The sequence below is a fragment of the Pseudomonas rustica genome (assembly GCF_018336155.1).
Classification (GTDB): Bacteria; Pseudomonadota; Gammaproteobacteria; order Pseudomonadales; family Pseudomonadaceae; genus Aquipseudomonas; species Aquipseudomonas rustica.
In genome coordinates this window covers 543,603-560,790 of record NZ_JAGYHF010000002.1, presented here as the reverse complement: position 1 = coordinate 560,790, position 17,188 = coordinate 543,603, and the positions used below count along the sequence as shown (strand labels likewise).

The following is a 17,188-nucleotide window of genomic DNA, read 5'->3' as shown; positions in this document are numbered from 1 at the left end:
TCCTACAGCATTCAACGGCGTCGTCCGGCTGTCACAACCTGCTGACAATGCTAAGGTTCTGCCCTGGCTTTCGCACTTTTCCAAGGAATTCTTTATGCCGGGCGCCCAGTCCCTCAACGCTGCATTCATGGTGGTTCAGAGCAATAGCCTGGACGAACTGCGCAGCCTGGTGATCAGCATAATGCGGCGCTATCCACTGGCACCCTTGGAAAACGAAATTGCCCTCGTACAAAGCAACGGCATCGCCCAGTGGCTCAAATTGGCCTTGGCTGAAGACCCTGAAGAAGACGACCTCGGTGGCTGCGGTATTGCCGCTGCTATCGATGTGCAGCTGCCCGGCAGCTTCATGTGGCAGCTGTACCGGATGGTGTTGGGCCGTGATGAAATCCCACCGAAATCCCTGCTCGATAAAGCCCCGCTGACCTGGCGCCTGATGCGCTTGCTACCTCAAGTGATCGATGGCCCGCATTTCGAGCCGCTGCAACGCTTCCTCACTCACGACACTGACTTGCGTAAGCGTTACCAGTTGTCCGAGCGACTGGCGGATCTCTTTGACCAGTACCAGGTCTATCGGGCCGACTGGCTCGAAGATTGGGCCGAAGGACTGCACCAACTCCGAAATGTCCGAGGTGAAATAAAGCCACTGGCGCCCGCGAGCTGCTGGCAGGCTGAACTGTGGCGTGCGCTGCTGGAGGATGTAGGTGAACAAGGCATGGCGCAAAGTCGCGCCGGTGTTCATCAACGATTTATCGAGCGCATCAACACCCTCAAAGAGGCACCCGCCGGCCTGCCCTCACGAGTGATCGTTTTCGGGATTTCTTCCCTGCCGGCTCAGGTGCTCGATGCTTTGGCCGGGCTCGCACGTTTCAGTCAGGTTCTGCTCTGTGTGCACAATCCATGTCGCCACCATTGGGCCGATATCGTTGCCGATAAGGATCTGCTGCGACACCAGTACAAACGCCAGGCACGCAAGAGCGGTATGCCCGTCGTACTCGATCCGGACGCATTGCACCAACACGCCCATCCGCTGCTAGCTGCATGGGGCAAGCAGGGCCGCGACTACATCAACCTGCTCGACAGCTACGACGATCCCAACAGTTATCGCGCGGCTTTCCGGGATGGTCGCATCGATCTGTTCAGCGACACTCAACCCGAGAACCTGCTCAATCAGCTGCAGAACGACATCCTTGAACTGCGCCCGCTCAACGAGACACGCGAGCTTTGGCCGGCCGTCGATTTGAAACACGACCAATCGATCCGTTTTCACATTGCACACAGCGCCCAGCGTGAAGTGGAAATCCTTCACGACCAACTCCTCGCACGCTTCAGTGCCAATCCCGATCTGCGTCCCCGTGATGTAATCGTGATGGTGCCGGACATCGACAGCTACGCGCCGCACATCCGCGCCGTATTCGGTCAGCTCGATCGCCATGATCCGCGATTCATTCCATTCACCTTGGCGGATCAGGGCCAACGCGGCCGTGACCCCTTGCTGATTGCAGTCGAGCATCTGCTAAAGCTGCCAGACAGCCGCTTCCCCGTCAGCGAAATCCTCGACCTGCTGGACGTTCCTGCACTGCGCGCTCGTTTCGGTGTGGAAGAGCGCGACTTACCAATGCTGCACCGCTGGATCGAAGGCGCTGGTGTGCGTTGGGGCATGAGCGCCGAACAACGTGCCGGCCTCGGTTTGCCGGATGAGCTGGAGCAGAACAGCTGGCACTTCGGCCTGCGCCGGATGCTGCTGGGTTACGCCGTCGGCAGTGCGAATGCCTGTGCCGGTATCGAACCCTATGATGAAATCGGCGGACTGGACGCCGCGTTGATCGGGCCATTGGTGGCACTGCTCGATGCCTTGGAACTCGCTCATCAGGAATTGATGCAACCGGCTCAACCCAAAGAGTGGGGCTACCGGTTGCAGGCGCTGATGCAATTGTTCTTCAAAGCCAGCAACGAGCATGACGACTATTTGCTTACCCAACTCGAAGAGCTGCGCGAAACCTGGCTGGAGACTTGCGAGGCCGTCGGTCTCGACGATGAGTTGCCGCTGACTGTCGTCCGTGAAGCCTGGCTCGCCGGTCTGGATCAGGGGCGTTTATCGCAGCGTTTCCTCGCCGGCGCGGTGAACTTTTGCACGCTGATGCCCATGCGTGCGATCCCGTTCAAACTGGTCTGCCTGCTGGGGATGAACGATGGCGATTATCCGCGTGCTCAACCGCCGCTCGACTTCGATTTGATGGGCAGCGATTACCGTCCCGGCGACCGTTCGCGGCGTGAGGATGACCGTTATCTGTTGCTCGAAGCATTGCTGTCCGCGCGCAATCAGCTCTACATCAGTTGGGTCGGCCGCAGCATTCGCGACAACAGCGAGCGGCCTGCTTCGGTGCTGATCGGCCAGTTACGCGATCACCTCGCCAGTGGCTGGCGATTGCTCGACGAGACCCAGGATATTTTGAGCGCCATGACTGAGGAGCATCCGTTGCAACCGTTCAGTGCGCGCTATTTTCATGAGGGCGATCAGCTCTTCAGCTATGCCAGCGAATGGCAGGTGCTGCACCAGCAGCACGGATCTCAAACCGCTGTGGAACTGCTTGCGCCCTATGTCCAAGAGGAACCATTGACCCTCGCCCTGTTACAGGACTTCCTGCGCAACCCGGTTCGACACTTTTTTACCCAGCGCCTCAAGGTCTATTTCGAAGCCGCCGAGGCGCCGCTCGCGGACGAAGAGCCGTTCGTGCTCGACGCTTTGCAGCGCTACACGCTCAGCGACAGTCTGCTCGAAGCCGCAATGAGGCAGCCGGACAATATCGATCAGGCCCTCGAATCTCAGGCCCGTCGCCTGCAAAACAGTGGTCTGCTGCCAATGGCTGGTTTTGGCGAATGCCTGCAACGCGAGCTGATCGAGCCGCTGCCGGACTTGCTGCAACGCTACCAACAACTGCTGACGTTGTGGCCGACCCCGCTGACCAGCGCAATTCCGATCAGCCTTGAATTGCAGGGCTTGCGCCTTGAAGGCTGGCTCTCGGGTTTGCATGAGCGCGCCGATGGTGGCCTGCTGTCGGTCACAACCATTCCCAACAGTATTGGCTCGATCAAAAGCCGCAAATGGCATCGGCTGACCAAGCCGTGGGTCAACCATCTGGTGGCCTGTGCCAGCGGACTTTCGTTAACCACAGCGCTGGTGGCCAGTGACGATTCACTGCTGTTGGAGCCCATGGAAAAAGACCGCGCGGTTCGCATCCTCAGCGATCTGCTGCTCGCCTGGCAGACCGGCATGCGCCAGCCACTGCCGATTGCAGTAAAAACGGCGTTCGCCTGGCTGTCCCAGACCGACCCACTCAAGGCCGAAGCCGCCGCGCGCAAAGCCTATGAAGGTGACGGCCAGACCAGTGAAGGTGAGCGCCGTGAAAGCCCGGCGTTGTCTCGACAATTTGCCGACTTCGATGCCTTGCTCGCCGATGAAACATTCTCCGGTTGGTGCGACGCGCTCTATCGGCCACTGCTGGAAGCGCCTTGGCGTTCGTTGTCCAGTGAAGGAGCGCGCGCATGAGCAGCAAAACTCCACTGGCACTGGCCTTCCCGCTGCACGGCAGCCAACTGATCGAAGCCAGCGCCGGCACCGGCAAGACGTTCACCATTTCTGCACTCTATCTGCGGCTGATCCTTGGTCACGGCGGCGACGTCAATGGCTTCGGTCGCGACCTGCTGCCACCACAAATTCTCGTGGTGACCTTCACGGACGCAGCGACCAAAGAACTGCGCGAGCGGATCCGCACGCGTCTGGCCGAAGCTGCGCGATTCTTCCGCGACGAGACGCCGGCGCCTGACGCGCTCATCGCCGAACTGCGCGAACAGTTCGAGCCACAACAATGGCCCGGCTGCGCTAATCGTCTCGACATCGCCGCACAGTGGATGGATGAAGCCGCCGTTTCGACGATTCACAGTTGGTGCCAGCGCATGTTGCGCGAGCACGCATTCGACAGTGGCAGCCTGTTTACTCAATCGCTGGAAACCGATCACAGCGATTTGCTCGGTGAAGTGCTGCGCGATTACTGGCGGCTGTTCTGCTACCCGATGCAGGGCGATGCGCTGAACTGGGTTCGCAACAATTGGGGGGGGCCGGCAGCGCTGTTGCCGCGTGTCCGTGGACTGTTCGCCAGCGAGCGCGACAGCAACGAAGGCAAGGCCCCCGCCGAGCTGATCGAGGAATGCTTGCTGGAGCGTCGCGCAGCATTGGTCGAGCTGAAAATGCCTTGGCGGCAGTGGGCCGATGAGTTGCTCGCCATCTGTCATCAAGGCGTTGCCAGCAAAACCGTCGACGGTCGCAAGATGCAGGCGCGCTACTTTGAACCTTGGTTCGAGAAGCTCAAAAGCTGGGCCGAAGATGAATCCATGGAGCAACTGGATATCGGCACCGGCTTCACCCGACTCACCCCCGACGGCATGGCCGAAGCGTGGAAAGGTCAGGCACCGAGTCATCCGGGGCTGGATGCCATGCCCGCACTCAAGTCGAGTCTGGATGGCTTGCCCACGCCAGACGCCGCCGTCCTGCAGCACGCCGCGAAATGGGTGGGCGCGCGCTTCGAAGAAGAGAAACGTCGCCGCGCCGAAATGGGCTTCGACGACATGCTGCTGCGCCTCGATGCCGCGCTGCAATCAGAAGGTGGCGAGCGTCTCGCAACGCTGATTCGCGAGCAGTTCCCGGTAGCGCTGATCGACGAATTCCAGGACACCGATCCAGTGCAGTACCGCATCTTCGAAAGCATCTATCGCATCGAGGAAAACAGTCCTGACACGGGCCTGTTTCTGATCGGCGATCCCAAGCAGGCGATCTACGCCTTCCGTGGTGCGGACATCTATACCTATCTGCGCGCGCGCAAGGCTACGACCGGCCGCTTGCATACCCTGGGCACCAACTTCCGTTCCAGCCACGGCATGGTCAAAGCGGTCAATCACGTATTCGAACGCGCCGAGTCCCGCGAGCTGGGACGCGGCGCGTTTTTGTTCCGCGAGAAAAGTGGCGAGAACCCGGTACCGTTTCAACCCGTCGACTCACAGGGCCGCAAAGAATACCTGCAAATTGCCGGGCAGGAAGTCGCGGCGCTGAACGTCTGGCAGTTGTCCAGCGATCAGCCGTTGTCCGGCGCGGTGTATCGCCAACAACTGGCTGCCGCCTGCGCCAGTGAAATCACCGCGTTGCTCAATGGCGGGCAAACCAGCAATGCTGGATTTGTGCGGGAGGGCAAAGACTTCAAAGGCCTGCGACCTTCCGACATCGCGATTCTGGTTCGCGACGGCAAAGAGGCGCAGGCCGTACGCGGTGAGCTGGCCGCTCGTGGCGTGCGCAGCGTTTATCTGTCCGACAAGGATTCCGTGTTTGCCGCGCAGGAGGCCCGAGACTTGCTGTCCTGGCTCAAGGCCTGCGCCGAGCCTGACGTTGAACGTTCTCTGAAAGCCGCGCTGGCCTGCATCACGCTGAACCTGCCGCTGGCCGAACTGGAGCGTCTGAATCAGGACGAACTGGTGTGGGAATCCCGCGTCATGCAGTTCCGTGGCTATCGCGAGTTGTGGCGCAAACAGGGCGTGCTGCCGATGCTGCGACGTCTGCTGCATGACTTCCATTTGCCGCAGACATTGATTGCCCGCAGTGATGGCGAGCGCGTGCTGACCAACCTGCTGCACTTGTCCGAATTAATGCAGCAAGCCGCTGCTGAACTCGACGGCGAACAAGCGCTGATCCGGCATCTGGCCGAGCTGTTGGCCTTGTCCGGGCAAGCCGGCGAAGAACAGATTCTGCGCCTCGAAAGTGATGAGCAATTGGTCAAAGTGGTGACCATCCACAAGTCGAAAGGCCTGGAATATCCTTTAGTGTTCCTGCCGTTCATCTGCTCGGCCAAACCGGTCGACGGTAGCCGCCTGCCGCTGCATTACCACGACGCCTCGGGCAACGCTCAATTGAGTCTGAAACCGACGCCTGAGCTGATTGCGTTGGCCGATGACGAGCGTCTGGCTGAAGACCTGCGTTTGCTCTACGTAGCGCTGACGCGTGCGCAACATGCCTGCTGGTTGGGCGTGACCGATCTCAAACGCGGCAATAACAACAGTTCGGTGCTGCACCTGTCGGCTTTGGGTTATCTGTTGGGCGGTGGTGCGTCGTTGGGTGAGTCCAGCGGTTTGAATAGCTGGCTGCGAGATTTGCAGCAGGATTGCCCGGCGATCAGCGTCGGTGAAATGCCGCCGGCCAGCGCCGAACATTACGAACCTGCGCGCAACGAAGCGGTTCTCAGCGCCACGCTTGTGCCCAAGCGCAAGGCCAGCGAGAACTGGTGGATCGCCTCGTACAGTGCGCTGCGCATCAGCGACGTTTTGAGCGTCGGCAGCGATGAGGCGCCGGACAGTCCGCAGGCGCAAAAGCTCTTTGACGACGAACGCCTCGATCCGGATGCACCACGCGAAATCATCGCCGGCGGTGCCGATATCCATCGCTTCCCGCGTGGCCCCAACCCCGGGACATTCCTTCACGGTTTGCTGGAGTGGGCAGGGGATGACGGTTTCGCCGTCACGCCCAAAGCCGTGGAAGACGCGATCGGCCGGCGTTGCAACCTGCGCGGCTGGGAAGGCTGGATCACCACGTTGAGCGACTGGTTGCAACACCTCCTCAAATCGCCGCTGCCGATCGGCGCCGGGCAACCGCCGGTGGTGCTTGAGCAGTTAACGCAGTATCGCGTCGAGATGGAATTCTGGTTCGCCAGCCATAAAGTCGATGTGCTCAAACTTGATGAGCTGGTACGTCAGCACACCCACAACGGCGTGGCGCGGGTGGCTGCCGAACCGGTGCAACTCAACGGCATGTTCAAGGGCTTTATCGACCTGACCTTCGAACACGATGGCCGTTACTACGTGGCCGACTACAAATCCAACTGGCTGGGCGTCGATGATTTTGCCTACACCGAGCAAGCCATGGAGCAGTCGATTCTCGACAACCGTTACGACCTGCAATACGTCTTGTACCTGTTGGCCTTGCACCGTCAGCTCAAGGCGCGGTTGCCCGACTATGACTACGACCGGCATGTCGGTGGTGCGCTTTATCTTTTCCTGCGTGGCACCCGCGCAGACAGTCGCGGGGTGTACTTCGCCCGGCCACCCCGTGAATTGATCGAACGTCTGGATCGGCTGTTTCAGGGCAAACCCGAGCCCAAGGCCGAACCCGCGTGGGAACAGGGAGTCTTGCTATGAGCCGCACCTTCGCCGATCTGCTGCCGACGCCTTTGGCCGCCGACAGCCTGTCGAGACTTTCGCCGCTGACCCGCGCCGAAGACTTGTTGCTCTTGCTCACCCGCTGGGTCGAGCGCGGCTGGCTGCGTGCACTGGACAAGGCATTCGTGGCGTTTCTGCATGAGCTCGAACCCGACACCGATCCGCTGGTGTTGCTCGCGGCCGCACTGACCAGCCATCAACTCGGCCATGGTCACGTTTGTCTGGATCTGTTCGAAACCCTCAAGGCGCCGGACTTTGCGCTGTCATTGCCGCCCGAAGGCGATGTGCAGGGTGGCGTCTTGCTGCTGCCTTCGCAATTGCTTGAGGCGCTCGACGGTGCTCATTGGTGCAAGGCTCTGGCGGGCAGTGCTCTGGTCGCCCTGGCTGCCGATACCAGTGAAGAAGCTCAGCAACGCCCGCTGGTGTTGTCCTCGAAGCGTCTGTACTTGCGGCGCTACTGGGCTTACGAGCGGCGTATCGATTCCGCGTTGCGCCAGCGTCTCGCCCAATCCGAAGCGACGCCGGCCGATCTGCCGCAGCGCCTAAATGAGCTGTTCGGTTCAGCCAAGTCCGGCGAGGTCATCGACTGGCAAAAGCTCGCTTGTGCGCTCGCCACGCGCGGTGCCTTCAGCATCGTCACCGGCGGCCCCGGTACCGGTAAAACCACCACGGTCGTGCGTTTGCTGGCGTTGCTGCAGGCGCCGGCGGTGGAGGCCGGTCATCCGTTGCGCATTCGCCTGGCAGCGCCCACCGGTAAAGCCGCCGCACGCTTGACCGAGTCGATCAGCCAGCAAGTGCAATCGCTGAAAGTCAGCGAAGACGTGCGGGCGAAAATTCCCTGTGACGTGACTACTGTGCATCGTTTGCTCGGCAGTCGTCCGGGCACCCGACATTTCCGCCATCACGCCGGTAATCGTCTACCGCTGGATGTGCTGGTGGTCGACGAAGCCTCGATGATCGACCTGGAAATGATGGCCAATCTGCTCGACGCCTTGCCGGCCCATGCGCGACTGGTGTTGCTCGGCGACAAGGATCAGTTGGCGTCCGTGGAGGCAGGTGCGGTGCTGGGTGATCTGTGCCGCGATGCCGAGGGCGGCTGGTACAACCGGCAAACCCGCCAATGGCTGGAGTCGGTCAGCGGTGAGTCGTTGCAGGACAGTGGTCTGCACGAAGATCTCGACGGCTCGCATCCGCTGGCTCAGCAAGTGGTGATGTTGCGTCACTCGCGGCGTTTCGGTGAAGGCAGCGGCATCGGTCAACTGGCGCGGCGGGTCAATCAGCAGCTTCCGGAAGAGGCGCGGCAATTGCTCGCGGCGGGGCACTATGACGATGTGTTTTCGCTGCCGCTCAAGGGCGAGCACGATCACAAACTCGAGCGGCTGCTGCTCGACGGTCATGGCGAGGGCCCGCAGGGGTATCGGCATTACCTGAGCGTGCTGCGCAATCAACGCCCTGCATCTGGCAAACCGCTGGAACATCCGGACTGGATTCTCTGGGCCCGCGACGTCTTGCAGGCGTTCGACACCTTCCAGTTGTTGTGCGCGGTACGCAAAGGCCCGTGGGGCGTTGAAGGTTTGAACCAGCGCATCACCGCCGCGTTGCTCAAGGCCCGGCTGATCGAGCACGACCAGCAATGGTACGAAGGCCGGCCGGTGTTGATGACCCGCAACGACTACGGTCTGGGCTTGATGAACGGCGACATCGGCATCGCCCTCAAACTGCCGGAACGTGAAGGGCCCGACGCCGGCAAACCGGTGCTGCGCGTGGCGTTTCCGCGCAATGACGGTCAGGGCGGCGTGCGTTTCGTCCTGCCGAGTCGGCTAAACGATGTGGAAACCGTGTACGCCATGACCGTACACAAATCCCAGGGCTCGGAATTTGCCCATACCGCGTTGATCTTGCCGGATGCCCTGAATCCGGTGCTGACCAAGGAGTTGATCTACACGGGGATCACCCGAGCCAAGCACTGGTTCACCCTGATCGAACCGCGTGCCGGGGTGTTCGAAGAGGCTGTACAACGCAAGGTCAAACGCCTCAGCGGACTAATGCTGGAACTGGAGGAGGGCGCCCAGTCTCCTGAATGATAACCGCGATGACGGCCAGCGGTTTCTGACCGACCAGTCAGAGGTCGCTGCCTCGCTGGCCATTCGCCGCTGTGCTATCGTTGCGGCATCATTTCGGTAAGATCCAAGAGAATCCCTGCATGAAGGTGTCTGTCTGGGCGGCAGAGCGCGTGGTTGGCTGCAAGCACGCGCTGCTTGTCGGCCTGCTCTGGTTGTTGACGAGCGTGGCCGTCGCACAACCGCAAGCGCCGACGGGCATGGCCGAACAACGCGCCAAATCTGTCACCCAAGTCGTGCTGGGCATCCTCAGTTATGCTCGCTGGCCGGTAGAGCCTGCGCAATTGCGTCTGTGCATCGTCGGCCCCACCGAATACACCGACGACCTGGTCAAAGGCACCACTCAAGCCACCGGCCGACCGGTTGTCGTGCGCCGCTTGCTGGCCGATAACCCGGCCATCGTCAGCGAATGCAATGCCGTGTACATCGGCAAGCTCACCGCCGATGAGCGCAGTCGCCTGTTCGCCGCATTGATCGGACACCCGGTGCTTAGCATCAGCGAAGCCGACGACCAATGCACGGTCGGCAGTCTGTTCTGCCTGCGTGTCGGTGACGAGCAGGTGTCCTTTGAAGTCAATCTCGACTCCGTTGCCCGCAGTGGCGTGCGCATTCACCCGAGCGTGCTGCAGTTGTCGCGCCGTAAATCGGCGGCCCCATGAAATTGTTCAGATCGAATAAGCGTCCCACGTTGGGCTCGGTACTGGGCCGTGGACATTTAACCGTGGCGTTGCTGGCGGTAGCGATGGCCAGTGTCTCGCTGACGCTGCTCGGAGTTCTGGCTTTGCGGGTTTATGCCGACCATAACTTGCATCTGATCGCCCGTTCGATCAGCTACACCGTGGAAGCCGCGGTGGTGTTCAACGACAAAGCGGCGGCGACGGAAGCGCTGGAAATGATCGCTTCGACCGAAGAAGTCGCCGACGCGCAAGTACTGGACGCTCAGGGGAAATTGCTGGCGCGCTGGCATCGCGCGGAAAACGGCCTGTTCTCCGATCTGGAAATGCAGATCACCCGCGCCCTTCTGGAAAAACCGATCAGCCTGCCGATCGTGCATCAAGAGCATGAAATCGGCCGAATCTTGCTCACCGGACACGGCGGCAGCCTGATGCGCTTTCTGCTGAGCGGTCTGGCGGGGATCATTCTTTGCACCGCGATCAGCGCTTTTGTGGCGATCTATCTGGCGCGCCGGCAACTGCGTGAAATCATCGGCCCGCTGCGCAGCCTCGCCACCGTGGCCCACGCCGCACGCAGCGAACGGGCGCTGGATCGCCGCGTGCCACCGGCGCAAATCGCCGAGCTGGACAACCTCGGCAACGACTTCAATGCCCTGCTCGACGAACTTGAATCCTGGCAGAGCAACCTGCAAAGCGAAAACGAAACCCTCGCGCACCAGGCCAGCCACGACAGCCTTACCGGTCTGCCCAACCGCGCCTTTTTTGAAGGCCGCTTGATGCGTGCCCTGCGTAACGCCAGCAAGCTCAACGAGCGCGTGGCGGTGCTGTTTCTCGACAGCGACCGTTTCAAAGGCATCAATGACAATTTCGGCCATGCCGCCGGCGACGCAGTGCTGGTGGCGATTGCCAATCGTGTCCGCGCACAGTTGCGTGAAGAAGATTTGGTCGCGCGATTGGGCGGTGACGAGTTCGCCGTGCTGCTCACGCCGTTGCACAAGATCGAAGATGCCGAACGCATTGCCGACAAGATTCTCGCCAGCATGGACACGCCCATCGCGTTGCCCGGCGACACCAGTGTCGTGACGTCGCTCAGTATCGGCATCGCGGTTTTCCCTGATCATGGCGCCACCCCCGGCGCCCTGCTCAACGCTGCCGACGCGGCGATGTATCAAGCCAAGCGCCTCTCCCGTGGCGCGCAATTCACGGCCGGGTCGGAGCACCCGGTCGATCCCGTTCAAACCAGGAGCTGATTCCCGTGTTCAAACTTCCATTTCGATTGTTCTCCGCCGTGCTGTTGATGGCCTTATTGGCCCTGACCGGTTGCCAGACCGCGCCGCAAAAAGGCCTGACCCCGGCGCAAGTCGCCGTGCTCAAACAACAAGGTTTCGAGCTGACCGATGAGGGCTGGGAATTTGGCCTGTCGGGCAAAGTGCTGTTTGGCAGCGACGTCGAAAGCCTGAACAATCAAAGCACCGAAATCGTCGAGCGCATCGGCAAAGCCTTGCTCGGTGTCGGCATTGAACGCGTGCGAGTCGATGGCCACACCGATGCATCGGGCAAAGAAACCTACAACCAGCAACTGTCGCTGCGCCGCGCGAAAAGTGTGGCCGCCGTGCTCAGTACCGTCGGCATGAAGCAAGAGAACATCCAGCTGCAAGGCCTGGGCAGCAAAGACCCGGTGGCCTCCAACAGCACCGCCGCCGGCCGCACGGAAAACCGCCGGGTGGCGATCGTGGTCAGCGCTGACTAATCGGCGAACTGCATCTCGCGGGTCTCGCCCATCAACAGACCCTGATTCTGTTCAGTCACCTCGCGGATGTAATCCCACAACAAAGTGATCCGCTTCAACTTCCGCAGATCCTCCCGGCAGTACATCCAGAACTGCCGGGTGATGTTGATTTCCTCCGGCAGCACCGGCAGCAAGCGCGGATCCTGCGCGGCGAGGAAGCACGGCAGAATCGCCAGTGAGCGGCCTTGCTGCGCTGCGACGAATTGCGCGATCACGCTGGTGCTGCGCAAATTTGCGTGGGCACCGGGCAGCACGTTGGCCAGGTAGAGCAGCTCCGAGCTGAACGCCAGATCGTCCACATAACTGATGAATTGATGCTTGCCCAAATCTGCCGGGCGGCGGATCGGTGGGTGTTTGTCCAGATAGTCCTGGGTTGCGTAGAGCTGCAAACGGTAGTCGCAGAGTTTGCAGCAGACGTACGGCCCGTGTTCCGGGCGTTCGAGGGCGATGACGATGTCGGCCTCGCGTTTGGACAGGCTGATGAAGTGCGGCAGCGGCAGGATGTCCACTGAGATCGCCGGGTAGGCGTCGACGAAATGGCTCAGTTGCGGGGTGATGAAAAAACTGCCGAAACCTTCGGTGCAGCCCATGCGCACGTGGCCGGACAAGGCGACGCCGGAGCCGGAGACCTGCTCGCAAGCCATGTGCAACGTGCTTTCAATCGACTCGGCATAACCGAGCAAACGCTGGCCTTCAGCGGTCAGGACGAAACCGCTGGTGCGCGACTTTTCAAACAGCAGCGTGCCGAGCGCCGCTTCCAGCGAACTGATCCGTCGCGACACCGTGGTGTAGTCGACGGCCAGGCGTTTGGCGGCGGTGCTGGCCTTGCGGGTGCGGGCGACTTCGAGGAAAAACTTGAGGTCGTCCCAGTTCAGCGAACCTAGAGAGGTGATGTTTTTTTGCATGATGGACGGGCTTTTATGTGCGTTCTTATTAGAAGTTTGCACATCTATACTCCAAAAACAGTCCGACAACCAATTCGTGACACACGCCTCATCTCAAGGCGAACCTTTCGCCTTGGCTCCTACGATAAAAACAAGTTTCGGAGACCAGCATGAACGCATCGCTTACGCCCAACGAAACCACGCTGCAGAAGGTCAAGCTGCTGATCGACGGCGAATGGGTCGAGTCGCAGACCACCGAATGGCAAGACATCATCAACCCGGCCACTCAACAAGTACTGGCCAGAGTCCCGTTCGCCACCGCCGCTGAAGTCGATGCCGCCGTCAGCGCCGCACAGCGTGCCTTTCAGACCTGGAAACTGACTCCGATCGGCGCGCGGATGCGCATCATGCTCAAGCTGCAAGCGCTGATCCGCGAACACTCCAAACGCATCGCCGTGGTGCTCAGCGCCGAGCAGGGCAAAACCATTGCCGACGCCGAGGGCGATATTTTCCGTGGCCTGGAAGTGGTCGAGCACGCCTGCTCCATTGGCACCCTGCAAATGGGCGAATTCGCCGAGAACGTCGCCGGCGGTGTTGATACCTACACCTTGCGCCAGCCAATCGGCGTTTGCGCCGGCATCACGCCGTTCAACTTCCCGGCGATGATTCCGCTGTGGATGTTCCCGATGGCCATCGCTTGCGGCAACACGTTTGTGTTGAAGCCTTCGGAGCAGGATCCGCTGTCGACCATGTTGCTGGTTGAGCTGGCGGTCGAGGCGGGCGTTCCGGCGGGCGTGTTGAATGTGGTTCATGGCGGTAAAGACGTGGTCGATGGCCTGTGCACGCACAAGGACATCAAAGCGGTGTCGTTCGTCGGTTCGACCGCTGTTGGCACTCACGTTTACGATTTGGCCGGTAAGCACGGCAAACGTGTGCAATCGATGATGGGCGCGAAAAACCACGCTGTGGTGCTGGCCGACGCCAATCGCGAGCAAGCGCTGAATGCCTTGGTCGGCGCCGGTTTCGGTGCGGCCGGGCAACGTTGCATGGCCACTTCGGTGGTGGTGCTGGTTGGTGCGGCGAAACAATGGTTGCCGGATCTGAAAGCGCTGGCGCAGAAACTCACCGTCAACGCCGGCAGCGAGCCGGGCACCGACGTTGGCCCGGTGATCTCGAAAAAAGCCAAGGCACGAATTCTCGACCTGATCGAAAGCGGCATCAAGGAAGGCGCCAAGCTGGAACTTGACGGGCGCGACGTCAAGGTGCCGGGTTACGAGCAAGGCAACTTTGTTGGCCCGACCCTGTTCTCGGGCGTGACCACCGACATGCAGATCTACACCCAGGAAATCTTCGGCCCGGTGCTGGTGGTGCTGGAAGTCGACACCCTTGATCAGGCGATTGCCCTGGTCAACGCCAATCCGTTCGGCAACGGCACCGGCCTGTTCACCCAGAGCGGCGCAGCGGCACGTAAATTCCAGACGGAAATCGACGTCGGTCAGGTCGGCATCAACATCCCGATTCCGGTGCCAGTGCCGTTTTTCAGTTTCACCGGTTCGCGCGGTTCGAAACTCGGCGACCTCGGCCCGTACGGCAAGCAAGTGGTGCAGTTCTACACGCAGACCAAAACGGTCACGGCGCGCTGGTTCGACGACGACAGCGTCAACGACGGCGTGAACACCACCATCAACCTGCGCTGAGGATCGGCCATGAAAATCGCATTTATCGGGCTGGGCAACATGGGCGCGCCGATGGCGCGCAACCTGATCAAGGCTGGCCACTCGCTGAACCTGGTCGACCTCAATAAAACCGTGTTGGCGGAACTGGAACAACTCGGCGGCAGCATTCGCGCTTCGGCGCGTGAGGCGGCCGAGGATGCTGAACTGGTGATCACCATGCTGCCGGCCGCTGTGCATGTGCGCAGTGTCTGGTTGGGTGAGGACGGCGTTTTGGCCGGAATTGGCAAAGGCGTGCCGGCAGTGGATTGCAGCACGATTGATCCGCAGACGGCGCGTGATGTGGCTGCCGCTGCCGCCAAACAAGGCGTGGCCATGGCGGATGCGCCGGTGTCTGGCGGTACGGGCGGCGCGACGGCCGGGACGTTGACCTTTATGGTCGGCGCCACGCCAGAACTGTTCGCCACACTGCAACCGGTGCTGGCGCAGATGGGCCGCAACATTGTGCATTGCGGTGAAGTCGGCACCGGGCAGATCGCCAAGATCTGCAACAACTTGCTGCTGGCGATTTCGATGGTTGGCGTCAGTGAAGCGATGGCGCTGGGCGATGCGTTGGGGATTGATACGTCGGTGCTGGCCGGGATCATCAACAGCTCGACCGGACGCTGCTGGAGTTCGGAGATGTACAACCCGTGGCCGGGGATTGTTGAAACGGCGCCGGCCTCGCGGGGGTACACCGGTGGGTTCGGTGCGGAATTGATGCTGAAGGATTTGGGCCTGGCGACGGAAGCAGCGCGTCAGGCGCATCAGCCGGTGGTGCTTGGCGCGGTGGCGCAGCAGTTGTATCAGGCGATGAGTCAGCGTGGGGATGGCGGGAAAGACTTCTCGGCGATTATCAACAGTTACCGGAAACCGCAGTAACAGTTCAAAAGTTTGAGGTGGAAGGGCTTATGTGGTGAGGGGATTTATCCCCGATGGGTCGCGAAGCGGCCCCCTGCATTTTTTCAGGTGAACCGAGAACTGAGGTTTTGCGACTGCTGCGCAGCCGATCGGGGATGAATCCCCTCGCCACAGGGATCTCTATTTCCATAGGGATCATTGGGGTGTGTTTAAAAATTTGCAGTAGGTGTTGCCGGGAAATCACGTCGGGTGATTTCCCGGCTTTTTTGTGCCAAAAAAAGATCGCAGCCTTCGGCAGATCCTACAGGGGATTGTGTTTTCTGTAGGAGCTGCCGAAGGCTGCGATCTTTTGCTTTATCAGGCAAACACGAAATACTTACGCACCGTCTCAACCACTTCCCACGTACCTTTCATCCCCGGCTCAATCACAAAGATGTCGCCAGCACGCAAGTGAATCGGCGCCATGCCGTCCGGGGTGATCACGCAGTAGCCTTCCTGGAAATGGCAGTATTCCCACTTCACGTATTCCACGCGCCACTTGCCCGGCGTGCAGATCCACGTGCCCATGATCTTGCTGCCGTCTTCGCTGGTGTAGGCGTTGAGGTTGACGGTGTGCGGGTCGCCCTCGAGTTTTTCCCATTTGCAGGCATCGAGTACCGGCAGCGGGTGGGTGTCGCGCAGAACGGTGATAGGGGCGGTCGCGGTCATGGGAGCTCCGGGCAGAAGGAATTGAAGTTGCACCGTATAGCGCCCGGGCGCTGCCCAGTTGTCTGGGGTCGACATCGAGCTGCTCAGAAACGCGCGCACGTTCAGAGTTTTTCCAGCGGCTGAATGAGTTTGGATGAAGTCTGCCCCTTAGGGGAGAGTCAAGGCGTGTAGCAGGGCTTTGGCGTAACCCGGCAGGGCGGTGAAGTCCTTGGCGCAGAGCATCAAGGTGCGGCGCGCCCACGGTTCGTTGAGCGCAACGCTTTTGAAGCTGCGTGGCGCCGCACGTTCGATGGCGGCCAGTGGCACGATGGCGAGCCCGGCGCCATGGCTGACCATGCGCATCACGCCGTCGAAACCGTCGGCGCGGATACGCACCTGCATGCGGGCGCCGCTGTGCAGGGCCTGTTCTTCGAGGTAGATCGCCAAAGCGCTGTTGGCGCTGAGTCCTACAAAATCATGGTGTAACGCATCGCTGAAACTGACCTCGTCGGCGTCAGACAACGGGTGATCGAGGGGCAGAATCAGTACCAGTGGATCATCGCGAAAGGGTTGGGTTTGTAGGTCGCGGGTGTCTACGGCGTCGGAAACAATCCCGAGATCGGCTGCGCCTTGGCGTAAGGCGTGGGTGATGCGCGCACTCGGCAATTCCTGCAAATCGATGTCGAGATTGGGGTGATTGCGCAGGAAATCGGCGAGCACTTCCGGCAGGTATTCGGTGATCGCCGTGGTGTTGCACAGCAGTCGCACCTGGCCTTTGACGCCTTGGGCGTAGTCGGCGAGATCCTGCTGCATACGTTCGGCTTGTTGCAGGAGGATGCGCGCGTGGTGGGCGAGGGCTTTGCCGGCGGGGGTCGGGGTGACGCCACGGCGACCGCGTTCGAGGAAGTCGGCGCCGAGCGAAGCTTCCATGGCGCGGATTCTGGCGCTGGCGGCGGCGAGGGATAAATGGCTGCGCGCGGCGCCGGCGGTGATATTGCCGGTGTCGAGGATGTGCAGGTAGAGGCGCAGGTCGGTGAGGTCGAAGTGCATGTCGGCAGCCGGTTTTTGTGGTGTTTAGGCCGGCCCCATCGCGAGCAGGCTCACTCCTACAGGTTTTGTGTTCGCCACCGATCTAATGTAGGAGTGAGCCTGCTCGCGATGAGGCCAGAAGCTTCAAAAAAATTTAAGCCTCTTGCTCTGGAAGAGG

11 protein-coding genes are annotated in these 17,188 nt (G+C 60.7%); 8 read left to right on the top strand and 3 right to left on the bottom strand.

Annotated features, from left to right (window positions below):
* The first annotated feature begins 94 nt into the window (after nucleotides 1–94).
* The 6 genes from recC (at nucleotide 95) to yfiB (ending at nucleotide 11,798) form a co-directional block, all read left to right on the top strand.
* Nucleotides 95–3,547 (top strand): exodeoxyribonuclease V subunit gamma, encoded by a 3,453-nt coding sequence (gene recC, locus KFS80_RS05610; RefSeq protein WP_212544195.1) that lies wholly within the window; start codon nucleotides 95–97, stop codon nucleotides 3,545–3,547.
* Nucleotides 3,544–7,233, top strand: a complete 3,690-nt coding sequence (gene recB / locus KFS80_RS05605) for an exodeoxyribonuclease V subunit beta (RefSeq protein ID WP_212544194.1) — start codon at nucleotides 3,544–3,546, stop codon at nucleotides 7,231–7,233. Before recC ends, recB begins: the two co-directional genes overlap by 4 nt.
* Nucleotides 7,230–9,338, top strand: coding sequence for an exodeoxyribonuclease V subunit alpha (recD, locus tag KFS80_RS05600; RefSeq protein WP_212544193.1), 2,109 nt, complete (start codon nucleotides 7,230–7,232; stop codon nucleotides 9,336–9,338). The genes recB and recD overlap by 4 nt, the downstream gene beginning before the upstream one ends.
* 119 nt (nucleotides 9,339–9,457) lie before the next feature.
* Complete coding sequence (yfiR, locus tag KFS80_RS05595) at nucleotides 9,458–10,033, top strand: regulatory sequestration protein YfiR (RefSeq protein ID WP_159812829.1); 576 nt, start codon at nucleotides 9,458–9,460, stop codon at nucleotides 10,031–10,033.
* Nucleotides 10,030–11,298 carry a diguanylate cyclase DgcN/YfiN gene (gene dgcN, locus KFS80_RS05590; RefSeq protein WP_053116970.1) on the top strand — a complete coding sequence of 423 codons (1,269 nt, stop codon included), beginning with the start codon at nucleotides 10,030–10,032 and terminating at the stop codon, nucleotides 11,296–11,298. Before yfiR ends, dgcN begins: the two co-directional genes overlap by 4 nt.
* Nucleotides 11,299–11,303: 5 nt before the next feature.
* Nucleotides 11,304–11,798, top strand: a complete 495-nt coding sequence (gene yfiB / locus KFS80_RS05585) for an outer membrane lipoprotein YfiB (RefSeq protein ID WP_476748420.1) — start codon at nucleotides 11,304–11,306, stop codon at nucleotides 11,796–11,798.
* On the opposite strand, the gene KFS80_RS05580 is transcribed toward yfiB, so the two are convergent.
* The gene (locus tag KFS80_RS05580) at nucleotides 11,795–12,742 is read right to left on the bottom strand and encodes a LysR family transcriptional regulator (protein ID WP_053116972.1); all 948 of its coding nucleotides are present in this window, start codon (nucleotides 12,740–12,742) and stop codon (nucleotides 11,795–11,797) included. The genes yfiB and KFS80_RS05580 overlap by 4 nt on opposite strands.
* Before the next feature lie 149 nt (nucleotides 12,743–12,891).
* Here KFS80_RS05580 and KFS80_RS05575 point away from each other — a divergent pair, with 149 nt between their 5' ends.
* Together KFS80_RS05575 and mmsB are read left to right on the top strand one after the other, a co-directional pair.
* Nucleotides 12,892–14,418: a CoA-acylating methylmalonate-semialdehyde dehydrogenase gene (locus KFS80_RS05575; RefSeq protein WP_212544192.1), complete on the top strand. Its 1,527-nt coding sequence runs from the start codon at nucleotides 12,892–12,894 to the stop codon at nucleotides 14,416–14,418.
* A 9-nt stretch (nucleotides 14,419–14,427) separates the two neighbouring features.
* Nucleotides 14,428–15,315: a 3-hydroxyisobutyrate dehydrogenase gene (gene mmsB / locus KFS80_RS05570; RefSeq protein WP_212544191.1), complete on the top strand. Its 888-nt coding sequence runs from the start codon at nucleotides 14,428–14,430 to the stop codon at nucleotides 15,313–15,315.
* A 336-nt stretch (nucleotides 15,316–15,651) separates the two neighbouring features.
* Here mmsB and KFS80_RS05565 read toward each other — a convergent pair whose 3' ends face one another.
* Nucleotides 15,652–16,002 (bottom strand): cupin domain-containing protein, encoded by a 351-nt coding sequence (locus KFS80_RS05565; RefSeq protein ID WP_103303269.1) that lies wholly within the window; start codon nucleotides 16,000–16,002, stop codon nucleotides 15,652–15,654.
* A gap of 147 nt (nucleotides 16,003–16,149) precedes the next feature.
* Nucleotides 16,150–17,031 (bottom strand): LysR family transcriptional regulator, encoded by an 882-nt coding sequence (locus KFS80_RS05560; RefSeq protein WP_212544190.1) that lies wholly within the window; start codon nucleotides 17,029–17,031, stop codon nucleotides 16,150–16,152.
* Nucleotides 17,032–17,188: the final 157 nt, after the last annotated feature.